The following is a 16,425-nucleotide window of genomic DNA, read 5'->3' on the forward strand; positions in this document are numbered from 1 at the left end:
GTTGGTGCTGTAATCTTATAGTGATAGAAGATTTTATAATATTGATTACAGCCTTCAAATACTAAACTATTTTACTCGCTTTGTTAATGACTGGATATTTAAAAAATACCCAGTCTCGGGCATGTTATTGGCGGATTAAGCGAATATTATCTATTTTAGCATTACAATTGGTTCTAAATGGGTTTATGTCCAGCCCACCTCTGCGGGTATAGCGTGCATATACAGTTAATTGCTCTGGTTTGCAAAAGTGCATAATGTCCGTAAAAATACGTTCTACGCATTGCTCATGAAACTCATTATGCTGACGGAATGAGATTAAATAGCGTAATAAAGCTTCCTGGTCGATTTTATTTCCTTGATAAGCAATATAAACACTGCCCCAATCGGGTTGATTGGTCACGAGGCAATTTGATTTTAATAAATGGCTGTAAACAACTTCGTTAACAACACCATTGTTGTCTGCTGCGGCGTTGAGTAAGTCGGCATTAAATTCATAATCATCAACATCAATGTCCAGATGATCAATACATGTACCTGTTATTTGTGTGATTTGACTTGGCGCTTTATCTAAATCATCAAACATAACCACTTCAATAGGGCCTTGTGCACAGGCTCCTAAGTCGCGTTGTAGTGTTTCGGTTACTTCTGCTGTAGAGCTAAAACGGGTTTGGTTAAAGCTGTTTAAGTAGAGTTTGAATGATTTTGATTCGATTAAGTTTACTGATGTAGCACAAACTTTAACTTCTGCAACCGCTACGATTGGCTTACCTTTGCTATTTAACCAAGACAGCTCATATAAATTCCATAAGTCGCAACCCGTGAAAGGCAATTGATCGGATAATGCAAGATCATCGCGATTTAATTGTCTTGGCACTGGTTGCAACAAGCTAGGTTGGTATTGAGATATGTATTCCGTTTTTTGCCCTAGGTTTAATTTATCCAGTGCAGTTGAATCTTGGTAACGGTTTATAATTGTCATGGTTTATTCTCATCGGTTAGCGCGTAATATAGCCAAGCTCCCTCAAGGTGCATATTCAGGTAGTTTGGGTATAGTTAATTTACTTATCAGTGGCGAGATTGTAATAAATTTTACTGCGTAGTGATATGCTATAGCAGATTTAATCATTTTTATGGGGAATATAATGACTGCAGCTGTAACCGATGCATTGATTGCTTTTTATGCGCGCTGTGAACAACTTTGGCAAACACAAGATTATTTACCACAACAGGCGTTTGATCCAGAGTGGGATTCTCCGTGCTTTATTGCGGATTCAAATAATCCTCAATTGCTTGCGGGTAATAAAGCTTGGTTGCCAGTAAAACGTGATGAGATAACATCATTTAGTAATATTGAGTCGGCGTTAAGTATCGAGCTTGACTCGCAGATCGCCGATTTTTTTGGCGCTTATTTCAGTGACCATATGCCTGCACGTTTTAATGATGAGATCATTGAATTGGTACAAGTATGGAGTACCGATGACTTTGAGCGTTTACAAGAAAATACGATCGCGCATTTAATGATGAAGAAAACCCTAAAACAGCCGCCGACGCTGTTTATTGCTAGTTGCGCGGATGACATGCAGATCATTGCACTAGATAACGTCAGTGGTGAAGTCGTGCGTGAAGTGCTGGGGAAAGGCATTTCTGAAGTATTAGCGCCAGACCTAGCGACGTTTATTGGTCAATTAACACCTGTCTTACTCGAACAGTAAACCGCTGTTTCATTTTTATTAAACAGCGCAAGTATTAACTCGCGCTGTTTCTTGGCAATCTTATGTTTTGTTAGCTGCTACCAAGGTAAATTGGATAATAAACGGCAAGGCTCACATTTAAAATCAAAGATACCGTGTAATGGAACTTCCAATTGCCATTCACCGCCACAGCTTGGGCAAGGACGCGTTTGTGCTTGATCTTCTTGTTCTGCTGCATCCGCTAAATGATAAAGATAATAATAGGTTGGGATATTCGTTTGTTGCTCAATATCTTTAGCGAGTTGCCATCCAGCATTATTTAACGGGCTCTTCATATCCGTCAAGGTTTCACTACAGGCTTGTTTTAATGTGGTGCCGTGCATTTGCAGTTCATCTGTTGAACTCCAATCGACTTGCCAACGTAACAACGCTTGGTGATCACCTATCGCTGGTGTTGGTAACTTATATAGTGGGATAGGGGCGAGATGTTCTCCGCAACGTAAAGGTGAGCAAGTACTGAGATAATGGGTATATAACACTTGCCATTCAGGTTGCTGACAAGGATCAGTATTATCTGAATGTAAATCCATGCCTGTCAGACGGATCTTAGGCGCGAGTAAACCCGCCTCACTTAAGGCTTGTAAGCGTCTTTCAACAATGCTGGAATGATGTCTTGGGTGTAGGCTTTCTTCTTCAGGACAGACGACACGGGTGGTAAAGAGGCCGTCATCCATACTGGTTGGAAATTCTCGACCAAGTATTTGGCCGTTGTAGCGTAAGGCGTCAATAAGTTGGGTAATCGCACTATCGACAGCATCAATAGTGGTGTCTTGGTAACATTCAAAAGTGAGTTCTGCAGTAAACAAGGTATTCTCTCAATGACGGCTACTGGTATTGTGTTATTTATAAATAACAATAGTCAGTAGCGTGTGGCAGGTGTAATGGTGTAATGGCGTTATTGCGTTAATAGCGCTTTTTTCAGTGCGGCTATTTCAGCTTTTAGTTCGCTCACTTCCTGGCGTAGTGGTGTAATCTCTTCGCGTACCGATGCGATCGCGGTTGCAATCAGCGCAGCGGTTGGATCTGCTACATCTATACTCGTAGATGCAGGCGTACTTTTTGGTGGGACGACTGCATTCGGATCAAAGCGCCATGTTTTTAGAGTCTCAATAATATCGCGCATGTTTGCTGGTTGTGTGAGTCGTGATTTAATCAGTGCCATTGAGGGCTTCTTTCCTTCGAGAGCAAGCTGGTTTGCGGCATCGACAATGTGTTGTAGGCTCATGGTATTCCTTCTTCCGTATCTCTGATTGTGTGATTAGCGTAACAATGGCAAATGAGACCTCTAGGTTTGATTATCAACGCAGCATAGCATCAAGATGATCAATCACTTCAGCCCAGTCGGCATCTTCGTAAATGGCTTCTTTGAGAAACATCGCTTGCGAATCGTTCCAAAATGGCGCTTCAAATAATAATACACCGGATTGTAATTTATGCTGATGAATAAAGCGTTTCATGCTCAACTCATCATTTTCTAATCCGAGTTGCGCAAATAGCATTTCTAAGGTTTGCGTGGCTAAAAACATCATCTGGCTCCTGTGTTTTTTTTCAGTATAGCCAGAGATGAGCAACAGCGTTAGTTTATCACGGTTAATCTATTGCATAAGGGGGGACGACAAAGTGTAAAACCCTTGGCCCAGCCATGATCAATGTTCCTTGATACGCGTTTTCGCCGTTGCTGCTAAAGTCAAAATTAAACTTATAACGGAATAAGCTTCCTTTATGTGGAAACCAGGAAATCCCCGCTTGTGCTGTTGCTAGCCACTGTAATTGTTGCTGCTCACAATACTGTTTAATCAATGCATTGGCTAACTCTGCTTGTTTACGCAGGTGTATAAAGATCACTACCCCGATAAACCCAACAACAATGGCTAACAAACTTCCCATATTCAATCTACTCCGTAATGACGACTGTCTTATTTGGTATTACGCTAATTATTAGCTGCGTTTTTGACGAAACAGCAATCCGATAGCACTACCAAGCGTATTACTGCGCTCAGGATTACGCAGCATGGCTAATACTTTATTACGTAGACTTGGTATTGCAACTAAATCAGAGAATAGGTAGATAAACAGTTCTTCGCCTTGTTGCTGTTTTACCGCGGCTTCAAAGAACGCCAATAGCTGTGCGTCGTCATTAAAATCGTGCCAGCAACGACCCGCTAACGCGACAATCGTTTGGCTAATATCGTTATGTTTAAATAGCGCAGGGTAGAGTGCGGTACGTAGGCCTTGTGCTGGAGCGCTTGATAATGCACGTATCAGCATTGATAAGCGTACATCGTCTGGTTTCTCTTGTGCTACTTCTTGGTTTATTAATTTAGCTAAGGCTTCACTTAATACTGTTGGCAAAGCTTCATGCTCAAGCGCCAGACAAAGTGAATATAAAGGTTCAGTTGGCAGTTTTGGTAATGCAGCAGCAAGGTGCTCAGCATTATTATCGCGGTTTAAACGTGTGGCGATATCACAAATACCTTGTACACCGACATCTTGCCATTGGTCAAAACCAAGTTTATTGGCAAAATAGTTGTGCGCAGCTGGGTAGTATTTACTTTCTGGGCGAATAAAATCACGGTTGATGACCGCGTTTAACATAGCCACTTTATCTGTGCTTGGTTTGAATACGTATGGGTTGGTGGCTAGGTGTTCTTGTTCTTCTTCACTGGGTTTTTTTTCTAACATCAGACCAAGCGAGTCAACAACCATGTTGAGGAAGGAGTTACGTGTACCTTGGATAAGTAGACCTTGCTCATCAAGTGGGAACTTAAGAAACCAGATATAGTGCTGATTATTCTCATTTTTGTTCCAGAAGGTAATAGCAAATTGAGCATGGCGTTGTAGTGGTGCCGGGTAAGCTTGCTGTGCGGATTCAAATTGCATAAAGTCGTCGGTAGAAATTTTGCTGATCTTACGACCCATGTCATACACGCGGAACTGAGTCTTTGCTTGTAACAGAAATTCGGATAGCGTGTTGAGGGTATGCATATTTGCCATGTTCAATATGTCCAAGTTAAAAGTGGAGCTTAAGTATCGGAGTATTATACGCAAACCTTATCAAGATGCGAATTGGATTACGATGCGCTTTTGTATCTGGTCGTGGCTGGCGTATAATGCCGCTAAATTTGTTTCGTGAGATAATATTATGACGATCTATCTGCAGGCTCAGCAGTTATTAGTGGCGATTGAAGCTGAATTGAAAAGCAAGGCTTTATGGAATGATGTTACACCAAGTGCGGAAGCCTTCGCGAGTACGACGCCATTTTGTGTTGATACCATGCCTTTTACAGATTGGTTGCAGTTTATTTTTTTAGTGAAAATGGAACAACTGGTGGTGATGCAAATGCCATTACCAAATAAAATGGCAATCCACCCGATGGCGGAAGAAGCCTTTAAAGCAGTACCTGCGGATACGCGAGAGTTGTTGGCCCTGATCTTATCGTTTGATCAGTTGTTAAATAAAAATAGCTAAATAAAGCTAGTTAGGTAATAAAGCATAATGTTAGATATTTTATATCAAGATGAATACTTGGTCGCGATTGATAAACCAGCAGGTTTGTTAGTTCATCGCAGTTGGTTAGACAGTCATGAAACTCAGTTTGCTATGCAAATGGTACGTGATCAGATTGGTCAGCATGTTTATACTGTACATCGTTTAGATAGACCCACATCAGGCGTATTGTTATTTGCATTATCAAGCGAAGTAGCAAGACAGATGAGCGAGATATTTCAGGCTCATGAGTTAACTAAACGTTACCTTGCTGTGGTACGTGGTTGGATAAATGAAGCGGGGACATTAGATTACGCCCTGAAAGTAGAACTCGATAAGATTGCGGATAAGCAAGCAACGCAAGATAAAGAAGCACAAGAGGCTGTAACGCATTATAAACCTTTGCATCAGGTGGAAATTCCGTATGCGATAAGTAAAAACCACCCGACGAGTCGTTATTGCTTAATGGAACTTGAACCTCAAACAGGTCGTAAACACCAATTGCGTCGTCATATGAAGCATTTATTCCACCCAATAGTGGGCGATACTACCCACGGTGATGGTCGTCACAATGTGTTTTATCGTGAACACTTTGAGTTGTCACGTCTGTTACTTATTGCAAAATCATTATCTTTTATTCACCCAATTACAGAGCAGCCTGTACATATCGAAGCCGCCGTTGGTGAAGAAGTATTAGGCTTATTCGAGCAATTTGGTTGGCCCGCACAAGAAAGTAATTATTTACCGAAAACAGCAGAACAATAGCGTTTTTTCGATTGTTAACGTACAGATAAACTTAGGCTACACTTTGTTACGTAAGTTTATCTGTAAAACTGATATCATCATCGGTTATTTTTTATTTCATTAATCTTCACGAATACGCCAACACCCATTCTTTTACTGTGTTCCAGGCTAAATTACAGCTTTGTAACGCATTTCCTAAAGCAAAAGCCGTCTATGCAATCATCTTGGTTGTTTATGTACTGACGCCGTCATTAAAAAGTACGCCCAATTGTACCGTTTTGTACCATTGTGAGTGGCTATTCAAATCTAAACTGTCGATCCGGTAATTGTTATGACTATTGTTTTTGGCAGGCTATAGTTAACGCAACAAAGGAAGCTAGCCATGCATCCTCAACAAATTTCAACTGTCTCAGCTCGCTGTTGCAGTAATATTTAGTTTGTTCACTATTAGGAGTGAGAGATGAGTAACGCGTTTGCAAATCTACAGAAAGTAGGTAAGTCATTAATGTTACCTGTATCGGTGTTACCGGTTGCAGGTATTTTATTAGGTGTTGGTGCGGCCAACTTTAGTTTTTTACCTGAAGTTGTTTCACAATTAATGGAGCAAGCTGGTGGCTCGGTATTTGGTCAGATGGCGTTGCTATTTGCCGTTGGTGTTGCCTTAGGTTTTACCAAAAATGATGGTGTTGCAGGCCTTTCTGCTATTGTTGGCTACGGTATCATGACCGCCACGTTAAACGTAATGTCGACAGTGATGGGCGTTGAAAGTATTAACACTGGTGTACTTGGTGGTATCTTTGTTGGTGGCTTAGCTGGTTGGGCATTTAACCGTTTCTATCGGATCCAATTGCCTGAATACTTGGGCTTCTTTGCCGGTAAGCGTGCTGTGCCAATCATCACGGGTTTCTGTGCCATTGCGCTTGGAGCGTTACTTTCTGTTGTTTGGCCACCAATTGGTGCGGTGATCAGCACTTTCTCAGACTGGGCAGCCCATCAAAATCCTACATTGGCGTTTGGTATCTACGGTGTTGTTGAACGTGCGCTGATCCCATTTGGTTTACACCATATTTGGAATGTACCATTTTTCTATGAAGCGGGTACTTGTACCAATAATGCTGGTGAAGTTGTGCATGGTATTATGACGTGTTTCCTAACTGCTGATGATGCAACACGTGCTGCGGGTAATGGTTTTGGTCAACTTGCTGGTGGTTATTTATTTAAAATGTTTGGTTTGCCAGCTGCGGCAATTGCGATTGCGCATTCTGCGAAACCTGAAAATCGCGCTAAAGTCATGGGTATTATGGCATCTGCTGCGTTGACGTCATTCTTAACGGGTATTACTGAACCAATTGAATTTGCATTCTTATTTATTGCTCCTGTACTTTATGCAATCCATGCTTTACTTGCAGGCCTTGCGTATGTATTAACGAACTCTTTGGGTATTGTTCACGGTCATACCTTCTCGAACGGTTTTATTGATTTTGTAGTACAAGCTCCTCACGCTGAAAATATGCTGCTGTTAGTCGGTCTAGGCGTTATTTATGCGATTATCTATTATATCGTATTCCGTACAGTGATCCGTATGCTGGACTTGAAAACACCAGGTCGCGAGGATGACGATGAGGTTGCTGCAGTTGCGGTATCTACAGATGAAATGGCGGCTGAATTAGTTGCGGCATTCGGTGGTAAAGATAACATCACTAACTTAGATGCCTGTATTACTCGACTACGAGTAAGCGTTAATTCGGTTGATAATGTTAATCAAGACAAGCTAAAACAACTTGGTGCTAAAGCGGTAGTTGTCGCAGGTAGTGGCATTCAAGCTATCTTCGGTACTAAGTCTGATAATCTACGTACTGATATGGAAGACTATATCAACACGCTATAATGACTCACTAGATTGAGTTAAGCCACTGCACTTGCAGTGGCTTTTTTGTGAATCTAAAAACTAGTTGTTTGAATGTAGCTCTGCGTTTAGTTCAACCGCTGATTTATTGGTTAAACATTCAATCGTGCCTGAGATTGAATTACGACGGAATAACAAGTCATCTTTACCGGCTAAATCACGTGCTTTAACTACTTCTACAGCTTGGTTACTTGCATCTAGCATTTGAACTTTAGAACCAGCTGTAATGTATAAGCCTGCTTCAATGGTACAGCGGTTACCGAGTGGTATACCTAAACCAGCGTTTGCGCCAAGTAAGCAATTTTCGCCCATCGAGATAACTAATTGGCCACCGCCACTTAATGTCCCCATGATAGATGCGCCGCCACCGATGTCAGAACCGTTACCAACTATAACACCCCCAGATATACGACCTTCAATCATGCTTACACCCTCTGTGCCAGCGTTAAAGTTAACAAAGCCTTCATGCATGATAGTTGTGCCTTCACCAACGTGAGCACCTAAACGCACACGCGCAGTATGCGCAATACGTACACCTGTAGGTACCACATAATCTGTCATTTTAGGGAATTTATCAACACAGCTCACGGTCAATACTTCACCTGCAAGACGTGCTTCAATTTGACGCTCTGCAAGCTCAGGTAAATCGATAGGGCCTTGGTTAGTCCATGCGATGTTATGCAATAGACCAAAGATACCGTCAAGTACCGTTCCATGTGGTTTAACTAGGCGATGTGAAATCAGTTGTAGCTTCAGATAACCTTCTGCAACAGATGTGGGTTTTTCATCCGTAGCAAGTATAACAAGTACAAGTGGTTGTTTGCTGTTCGCTGCGGCTGTTGCAAATTTAGCATTAGCGGCATCATCATTTGCGGCGAATGCAGTTGCAAGTTGTGTTGCGTGTGCTGGCGTTACTTCAATGACTTGATTTTGACCTGAGTAATTAACTATTTCACTAATGTCGGCAACCAGTTTGTCACTTGGGTTTAGCAGAGGATTAGGGAAAAAAGCTTCGATAATTTTACCTGCAGTATTTTTAGTAGTACTACCGAAAGCGAGTGAAAAAGTGGCCATAGCTGAGAAATCTCCGTTTAGAATAAGGGCGTGATATTCATACATCACGCCGGATCTGAGTATTTTTTCTATTTATTTTTTATTTATTACAATATTACCGTTAGTTCTATCACATTTATCTTTATTGTTTCAAAGAAAATTACCATTGTTATTTTCAGAGCAATTAGCTATCAGCCAATGCGGTAATCAAATTATGGCGTAATTCCGCTTGCTGTTCTGGTGATAGCGGCTGATTGTTATTACCCGAAATAATGAAGAAATCTTCTGCGCGCTCACCAATAGTTGAAATTTTGGCGTTATGTAGAATAATATTTTCTGAGCTCAAAATAGCACTGATGCGGGCTAGTAGCCCTGGGGTATCTAAGGTGATGATTTCGACAAAGGTACGCTTTTTCTTGGTTGCTAAGAACGTTACTTTGGTTTTTACTGAAAACTGTTTAATTTGTCGTGGAATACGCTGTTTTCTTAATACAGGCGCTTTACCTGTCTTTAATACCGTCTCTAATGCTGCTTGTAATGCATAAACACGATCCGTGGCGAGGGTATCACCGGTTTGATCCAAGATCACGAAACTATCGAGTACATAACCATTACGGCTTGAGGTGATTTTCGCATCATGAATGTTTAAGTTTTTATTCCCTAATGTAGATACAGCTGAAGCGAACAAATGCTTATTGTCTTTGGCATAAATAAACACTTCATTACCGCCGCGGGTACTATTTTGACTGATCAGTACCAGTGGTTGAGTGGGATCTTCGTGATTGAGAATACCTGTTGTATGCCAACAGATCTGGCTGGGATCATTACGTAAAAAATACTCGGAACGAAATGTGGTCCACAATGCTTGGATCTGTTCAGTGCTAAAACGGCTATTTTCCAAGAAGGCCAACGCAGTATCTTTATTATTTCTAATTCTGAATTTTGCATCGAGTGGATTTTCTAAACCTCGGCGTAATGCTTGTTGAGTTAAGAAATACAATTCACGTAGCAGTGAACCTTTCCAATTATTCCATAAGCTGTCATTCGTCGCGCAAATATCAGCGACAGTAAGGCAGTAAAGGTAATTTAAATGTTCTTGATCACCAATGGTTCGAGCGAACTCGGTAATGATTTCTGGATCGTGAATATCACGGCGTTGTGCGGTTACGGACATTAATAGATGGTATTTGACTAATCGAGACACCATTTTTCGGTCGGCCTTATTTATCCCGTGTTTCTTACAGAATGCGCGGACGTCTATAGCACCGATTTCAGAATGATTGCCCTTTTGGCCTTTCCCTATGTCGTGGAAAATGGCCGCAATGATCAATAATTCCGGTTTTTCTAAACGTGGGAATATCTCACAGCACAATGGATGGGTTTCTTTGGTCTTGTCCCATTTGTAAGAGTTAATGATCTTCACTAAACGGTGGGTATGTTCATCCACAGTATAGTTATGAAATAAATCAAACTGCATTTGGCCGAGGATGCGACTCCATTGCGGAATATAGGCTGCAATAACCCCATGTTTGTGCATTAATGTGATTGCTAAGCCGCACGCGTTGGGATGTTTAAATAACTGCATTAACTGTTCACGACACTCGGGAATATCTTCTAACCAAGTCGTGAGCTTACGTCTGGCGTCACGTAATTCACGTATGGTGCTCGCATAAATACCAGTGATGTGTTCGTTATCCGCAATATGATAAAACAATTCGATAATAGCACTCGGACGACGCGTAAATAGGTCGGTGCTGGTGGTATCAATTAAACTACCACGGAGTTGAAAGTCTGCGGTAATATTACGCACATCCATCCCCACATGCCCGAGAATCGCTTGATTAAATAGCTGCAACAGCATTTCATTTAGCTCGGTGACCCGGCGGATAGTCTGATAAAACTGTTTCATCATGGTTTCGACAGCTTGATTACCTTCACCACGGTAACCGAGTGCTTCGGCGACCGTGGTTTGTCTGTCGAATAATAGGCGGTTATCACAGCGTTTTAAACCTAGGTGCAGCGCAAAGCGCACTCGCCATAAGAAATTTTGGCAATCTTCAAGCTCGTGGTATTCACCTTTGGTTAAAAACCCGTGATTAGTTAATTCGAAGAAACTATTTGAGCCAAAATGACGACGAGTGATCCACAGAATAGTCTGTAAATCGCGCAAGCCTCCAGGACTGCTCTTTAGATCCGGTTCTAAGTTATAAGATGAACCTTTAAATTGGTGGTGACGAGCGAGTTGTTCTTCATGCTTGGCTTGGAAAAAATCTTGGCTTGGCCAAAAAGTTTCAGGGTCAATAATGTCTTGTAACTGTGCGTAAGTGTCTTCAGAACCGGTGATCAAGCGCGACTCTAATAAATTAGTCGCAATAGTGATATCAGCTAAACCTTGTTCTAAACATTCATTAATGGTGCGAACACTGTGGCCAACCTCTAAGCGTAAATCCCATAACATAGTGATGAAGAGTGATATCGCCTGCTCTTGTTCTGTGGTTAATGGCAAGGTTGTTGTAATAAGTAAATCAATGTCTGATTTAGGGTGTAATTCACCACGTCCATACCCTCCAACGGCAACCAAAGCGAATTCAGACTGTTTTGCCAAACCAAATTTTTGCCAAAGGCGATTGAGTAACTGATCCATGTATTCTGCGCGGCAAGATACTAACGCAATAATATCATCACCATCAAAAAATCGTTGTTCAAGCCAAGCCTGAAACTCTTGCATGTGTGATTTACAATGACGAAGTGTTAACTCTTCATCTAAGAGTAATGCGGGTGCATATTGAGTTGGATCCATACGACGCCTTCCTGGAGTTCGATAGAGAGATGGGAGCAGCAGGGCGCTGATCCCATGTTAGCTAATATAACATTAGCGTTATCTATTTTTTAGTTTTTTAAGATACGCGGAATAGTTTCTTCATCACGTAATGTCATAATTTCACAACCGTCTTTGGTTACAACAATCGTATGTTCCCATTGCGCTGAGTTTTTGTTGTCTTTGGTTAACACTGTCCAATGGTCATCGGCGACTTCATTGTGCTTTTTACCCGCGTTGATCATAGGTTCAATCGTGAAACACATGCCTTCTTTAAGCACTAGGTTTTGGTTGCTTTCGTTGAAGCGTGATTTGTAATGTAATACCTGTGGCTCTTCATGGAATTTTTCACCAATACCGTGACCACAGTATTCTTCTACGATTGAGTATTTACGTGTTGGGTTCGCTTTATTATGAGTCTTGATTTTTTTCTCAATGATCTCACCAATACGACTTAAACGCGTACCTGGTTTAACTTGACGTAAACCTTCGTATAATGCTTCTTGCGCAATACGACATAACTGCTTATCACGTGGTGAAACGTCACCAACGAGAAACATTTTGGATGTATCGCCGTGTAAGCCATCTTTAATGACGGTAATATCAAGGTTAACGATGTCGCCATCTTCTAACGGGCGGTCATCTGGCACACCGTGACAAACAACGCTGTTAATTGATGTGCAGATCGACTTTGGAAATGCTGTGTCATCATTTTCATCGTAACTTGGGTAGAACAGTGGTGCAGATAATGCGTTGTTTGCTAAAGTGAATTCATGGCAACGATCATTTAACTCCTGAGTAGTCACCCCGGCAACTACAAACGGTTCTATCATTTCTAGTACTTGTGCTGCTAATCGACCCGCAACGCGCATTTTTTCGATTTGATCTTCAGTTTTAATGATTACGCTCATTTTTCACTCTTTAATATGTAGGTTTTTTGTTTTATAGCTATTATTGTAACGCTAATGAGAGTAAGAAGCCTAAATTTTTTTTGTGGATTGAGGACTCTATTTAAGCGCCTGCTATTTATAGGTATTCAGCGATAAATAAATAATTAATTTAATGCCGATAAATATCCGACTAAGCCGCTAGATTAAAGGTTATTCGGTGTATTTATTTACTGGAACAACCGCAAAAAAGACGCCACAAAATTTGTGCTATTTATCTAAATATGATATAAAGCGCGCAATGAATTTAGTAAATGTCTGTAACTGGTTATTTGCTAGATCTCATACACATAAATTTTATATAAATCACACACACATCGTCACATTTGTCGGGGTGCTTTTATTTTGTTTGTTGATTGCTTGCTTTTGCTCGCTTTTAGTTAGAAATAAAGGTCGAAAAAATGGGATGTGTGGAGGCCTAACCCCATACAAATTTAAGGAATTTAAAATGTCTACAGTATCAATGCGCGATATGCTACAAGCCGGTGTTCATTTCGGTCACCAAACTCGTTACTGGAACCCTAAGATGAAGCAATTCATCTTCGGTGCTCGTAGTAAAGTACATATCATCAACCTAGAGCAAACTGTTCCTATGTTCAACGACGCACTTGGTTTTATCAAGAACGTTGCAGACAAAAAAGGTAAAGTTCTTTTTGTTGGTACTAAAAAAGCTGCTGGTGAAACAATCAAAGAAGCTGCACTTTCATGTGACCAGTTCTACGTTGATCATCGCTGGTTAGGCGGTATGTTGACTAACTGGAAAACAGTTCGTCAATCAATCAAACGTCTTACTACTCTAGAAGCACAATCACAAGACGGTACATTCGAGCAACTTACTAAGAAAGAAGCTCTAATGAACACACGTGAAATGATCAAACTAGAGAAAAGCCTTGGTGGTATTAAAACTATGGGCGGTTTACCAGATGTTCTTTTCATTATCGATGCTGACCATGAGCACATCGCTATTAAAGAAGCTAACAACCTAGGTATCCCAGTAGTAGCTATCGTTGATACTAACTCAAACCCAGACAACATCGATTATGTTGTACCTGGTAACGATGATGCGATCCGTGCTATCAAACTTTACGCTGGCGCAGTAGCTGCAAGTGTAAACGAAGGCCGTAATCAAGACATCGCTGCACAAGCTGAAAGCGATTTCATCGAAGAAGCTAAATAATAAAGCTTTTCGATTTGATCGATGCTCTTATTAACTAAGTGCACTATTTAGTTAACAGGAGCCGTATGGCTCCTGTTTTTTTTCGTATAAGAAATTGAGGAAATTACCCATGGCAATTACTGCTGCAATGGTTAAAGAACTGCGCGAACGTACAGCTGCAGGCATGATGGATTGTAAAAAAGCGCTTGTTGCTGCTGAAGGCGACATGGAACTAGCAATCGAAAACATGCGTAAATCAGGCGCTGTAAAAGCGGCTAAAAAAGCAGGTCGTATTGCTGCTGAAGGTGTTATCAAAACTAAAATTGGCAACGGTGTTGCGATTCTTGTTGAAATTAACTCTGAAACAGACTTCGTTGCTAAAGATGCAAGCTTCCTAGCATTTGCTGATCAAGTTGCAAACGTTGCACTTGCTGGTGAATTCAACACGGCTGAAGCACTTCTAGCTGCTAAATTCGATGCTGAATTAACAGTTGAAGAAGCACGTGCTAACCTGATTGCTAAAATCGGTGAAAACATCAACGTACGTCGTGTTTTAGTTGTTAAAGGTGAAAACCTAGCTGAATATGTACACAGTGGTACTATCGGTGTTGTTACATCACTTAAAGGCGGTGACGCTGAATTAGCTAAGAAAATTGCTATGCACGTAGCAGCAGCTAAGCCAGAGTTTGTTAAACCTGAAAATGTACCAGCTGAAGTTGTTGAAAAAGAAAAAGCAATTCAAATCGATATCGCAGTGAACAGTGGCAAACCACAAGAAATCGCTGAGAAAATGGTTGCTGGTCGTATGAAGAAATTTACTGGTGAAGTTAGCCTTACTGGTCAAGCTTTCATCATGGACCCTTCAAAAACTGTTGGTCAACTTCTTAAAGAAGAAGGCGCAGACGTTGAAACATTTATCCGCATCGAAGTGGGTGAAGGTATCGAGAAAGCGGAAGATGATTTCGCCGCTGAAGTTGCAGCTACAGTAGCAGCAGCGAAAAAAGCATAATTTCATTATTGCTTAAGATTTAATACAGACCGCGGCTTAGGCTGCGGTTTTTCCACAATTAGGATAAAGAGATCATTATGACTACCAACCCGAAACCTGCATATCGTCGTATTTTATTAAAGCTTAGCGGTGAAGCGCTGATGGGAGAGGAGAATTTTGGTATTGACCCTAAAGTTCTAGATCGCATGGCACAAGAAATCAAAGAAATTGTTGAGTTAGGTGTTCAAGTTGGTTTGGTTATTGGTGGCGGAAACCTATTCCGTGGAGCAGGTCTGGCTGAAGCGGGTATGAACCGTGTAGTGGGCGATCACATGGGCATGTTAGCGACTGTGATGAATGGCTTAGCAATGCGTGATGCACTTCACCGTGCTTATGTGAATGCTCGTTTAATGTCTGCAATTGAATTACGTGGCGTATGTGACAGCTATAACTGGGCTGAAGCAATTAGCTTATTAAAAACTGGTCGAGTCGTTATTTTTTCGGCGGGTACAGGTAACCCATTCTGTACAACTGATTCTGCTGCGTGTTTACGTGGTATTGAAATTGAAGCTGACATTGTATTGAAAGCAACAAAAGTTGACGGTGTATACTCTGAAGATCCAGTGAAAAACCCTGATGCTGAATTTTACTCTAATCTTGAATATCGTGAAGTTGTAGAAAAAGAGCTTAAGATCATGGATTTATCGGCGTTTACTTTGGCTAGAGACCATAATTTACCTATGCGTGTATTTAACATGACTAAGCCAGGTGCTCTACGTCGTGTTATTATGGGTGAAGCTGAAGGCACATTGATTTCAAATGCAGCAAAGAAATAAAACTGGATCTCAAATTCAGTAAATAAATACAATAGTTTAAAGTTTAGAGGGATTATGACAAGACCTCTAAATTGAATTGATTTACACTAAGTAAGTAAATTCTCATAGATAAGACAGTGTTAAGCACTGCTCGACAAATTTAAGGAAGACGTTGTGATCAACGAAATTAAAGATGACGCTCAGACTCGTATGAGCAAAAGTATCGAAGCATTGAAAGGTCAACTATCTAAAGTTCGAACTGGCCGTGCACACCCAAGTATCCTAAACGGTATTACGGTTTCTTACTATGGCGCTAACACTCCACTAAACCAAATTGGTAATGTTGGTACTGAAGATTCACGTACACTAAGCATTACTGTATTTGATGCAACTATGGTGCAAGCGGTAGAAAAAGCTATCATGATGTCTGATTTAGGCCTTAACCCACAGTCTGCAGGTACGAATATCCGTATTCCATTACCAGCACTAACTGAAGAGCGTCGTAAGAGTCTAATCAAAGTTGTGCGTGCAGATGCTGAACAAGGCCGTGTTGCGATCCGTAATATCCGTCGTGATGCGAATGGTGATATTAAAGCACTATTAAAAGAAAAAGAAATCGGTGAAGATGACGATCGTCGTGCACAAGATGAGATTCAAAAACTGACTGATACATATATCAAGCAAGTTGATTCTGTATTAGCAGATAAAGAAAAAGACTTAATGGAAGTGTAATTTATTTTGCATGCTTAAAACGCCGTGT

General features: G+C 41.0%; 17 protein-coding genes. 8 read left to right on the plus strand and 9 right to left on the minus strand.

Going from position 1 to position 16,425, the window contains the following annotated elements; all coding sequences use genetic code 11:
- Window positions 1-124: 124 nt before the first annotated feature.
- Window positions 125-979 carry an NADPH-dependent 7-cyano-7-deazaguanine reductase QueF gene (queF, locus tag HWV02_RS02630; RefSeq protein WP_255547025.1) on the minus strand — a complete coding sequence of 285 codons (855 nt, stop codon included), beginning with the start codon at window positions 977-979 and terminating at the stop codon, window positions 125-127.
- Between the two features lie 163 nt (window positions 980-1,142).
- Here queF and syd point away from each other — a divergent pair, with 163 nt between their 5' ends.
- The gene (gene syd / locus HWV02_RS02635; RefSeq protein WP_211678338.1) at window positions 1,143-1,712 is read left to right on the plus strand and encodes a SecY-interacting protein; all 570 of its coding nucleotides are present in this window, start codon (window positions 1,143-1,145) and stop codon (window positions 1,710-1,712) included.
- 77 nt (window positions 1,713-1,789) lie between these two features.
- Here the strand turns inward: syd and HWV02_RS02640 are convergent, their stop codons facing one another.
- From HWV02_RS02640 to HWV02_RS02660, 5 genes are all read right to left on the minus strand, one after another.
- Window positions 1,790-2,557: a Zn-ribbon-containing protein gene (locus HWV02_RS02640; RefSeq protein ID WP_211673964.1), complete on the minus strand. Its 768-nt coding sequence runs from the start codon at window positions 2,555-2,557 to the stop codon at window positions 1,790-1,792.
- Window positions 2,558-2,646: 89 nt separating this feature from the next.
- Window positions 2,647-2,976 carry a DNA-binding protein gene (locus tag HWV02_RS02645; RefSeq protein ID WP_211689627.1) on the minus strand — a complete coding sequence of 110 codons (330 nt, stop codon included), beginning with the start codon at window positions 2,974-2,976 and terminating at the stop codon, window positions 2,647-2,649.
- Window positions 2,977-3,049: 73 nt separating this feature from the next.
- On the minus strand, window positions 3,050-3,277 hold the full coding sequence (locus HWV02_RS02650; RefSeq protein WP_211675630.1) for a DUF2789 domain-containing protein: 228 nt from the start codon (window positions 3,275-3,277) through the stop codon (window positions 3,050-3,052).
- A 64-nt stretch (window positions 3,278-3,341) separates the two neighbouring features.
- Complete coding sequence (locus HWV02_RS02655) at window positions 3,342-3,638, minus strand: DUF3301 domain-containing protein (RefSeq protein ID WP_211678340.1); 297 nt, start codon at window positions 3,636-3,638, stop codon at window positions 3,342-3,344.
- Between the two features lie 51 nt (window positions 3,639-3,689).
- Window positions 3,690-4,745, minus strand: coding sequence for a DUF3549 family protein (locus tag HWV02_RS02660; RefSeq protein WP_211678341.1), 1,056 nt, complete (start codon window positions 4,743-4,745; stop codon window positions 3,690-3,692).
- A 148-nt stretch (window positions 4,746-4,893) separates the two neighbouring features.
- Here HWV02_RS02660 and HWV02_RS02665 point away from each other — a divergent pair, with 148 nt between their 5' ends.
- The 3 genes from HWV02_RS02665 (at window position 4,894) to ptsG (ending at window position 7,870) form a co-directional block, all read left to right on the plus strand.
- Window positions 4,894-5,220: a YqcC family protein gene (locus HWV02_RS02665; protein WP_211689629.1), complete on the plus strand. Its 327-nt coding sequence runs from the start codon at window positions 4,894-4,896 to the stop codon at window positions 5,218-5,220.
- A gap of 27 nt (window positions 5,221-5,247) precedes the next feature.
- Entirely contained in the window at window positions 5,248-6,003 is a 756-nt protein-coding gene (gene truC, locus HWV02_RS02670) for a tRNA pseudouridine(65) synthase TruC (RefSeq protein ID WP_211689631.1), read from the plus strand.
- A gap of 439 nt (window positions 6,004-6,442) precedes the next feature.
- Entirely contained in the window at window positions 6,443-7,870 is a 1,428-nt protein-coding gene (ptsG, locus tag HWV02_RS02675; RefSeq protein ID WP_211673970.1) for a PTS glucose transporter subunit IIBC, read from the plus strand.
- A 60-nt stretch (window positions 7,871-7,930) separates the two neighbouring features.
- Here the strand turns inward: ptsG and dapD are convergent, their stop codons facing one another.
- The 3 genes from dapD to map all read right to left on the minus strand — a co-directional run bounded on the left by dapD (window position 7,931) and on the right by map (window position 12,670).
- A complete protein-coding gene (gene dapD, locus HWV02_RS02680) occupies window positions 7,931-8,962 on the minus strand; it encodes a 2,3,4,5-tetrahydropyridine-2,6-dicarboxylate N-succinyltransferase (RefSeq protein ID WP_211673971.1) in 1,032 nt (343 codons plus the stop codon).
- 163 nt (window positions 8,963-9,125) lie between these two features.
- A complete protein-coding gene (glnD, locus tag HWV02_RS02685; RefSeq protein WP_211678345.1) occupies window positions 9,126-11,741 on the minus strand; it encodes a bifunctional uridylyltransferase/uridylyl-removing protein GlnD in 2,616 nt (871 codons plus the stop codon).
- An 89-nt stretch (window positions 11,742-11,830) separates the two neighbouring features.
- Window positions 11,831-12,670 (minus strand): type I methionyl aminopeptidase, encoded by an 840-nt coding sequence (map, locus tag HWV02_RS02690; protein ID WP_211678346.1) that lies wholly within the window; start codon window positions 12,668-12,670, stop codon window positions 11,831-11,833.
- 484 nt (window positions 12,671-13,154) lie between these two features.
- Between map and rpsB the strand changes: the two genes are divergently transcribed.
- The 4 genes from rpsB to frr all read left to right on the plus strand — a co-directional run bounded on the left by rpsB (window position 13,155) and on the right by frr (window position 16,397).
- The gene (rpsB, locus tag HWV02_RS02695; protein WP_211678347.1) at window positions 13,155-13,883 is read left to right on the plus strand and encodes a 30S ribosomal protein S2; all 729 of its coding nucleotides are present in this window, start codon (window positions 13,155-13,157) and stop codon (window positions 13,881-13,883) included.
- Between the two features lie 109 nt (window positions 13,884-13,992).
- Window positions 13,993-14,871, plus strand: a complete 879-nt coding sequence (tsf, locus tag HWV02_RS02700) for a translation elongation factor Ts (RefSeq protein ID WP_211678348.1) — start codon at window positions 13,993-13,995, stop codon at window positions 14,869-14,871.
- A 77-nt stretch (window positions 14,872-14,948) separates the two neighbouring features.
- Window positions 14,949-15,686, plus strand: a complete 738-nt coding sequence (pyrH, locus tag HWV02_RS02705; RefSeq protein ID WP_211678349.1) for a UMP kinase — start codon at window positions 14,949-14,951, stop codon at window positions 15,684-15,686.
- A 153-nt stretch (window positions 15,687-15,839) separates the two neighbouring features.
- On the plus strand, window positions 15,840-16,397 hold the full coding sequence (gene frr, locus HWV02_RS02710) for a ribosome recycling factor (protein WP_211678350.1): 558 nt from the start codon (window positions 15,840-15,842) through the stop codon (window positions 16,395-16,397).
- The last annotated feature ends 28 nt before the right edge of the window (window positions 16,398-16,425 follow it).

The organism is Moritella sp. 28 (assembly GCF_018219435.1).
GTDB lineage: Bacteria > Pseudomonadota > Gammaproteobacteria > Enterobacterales > Moritellaceae > Moritella.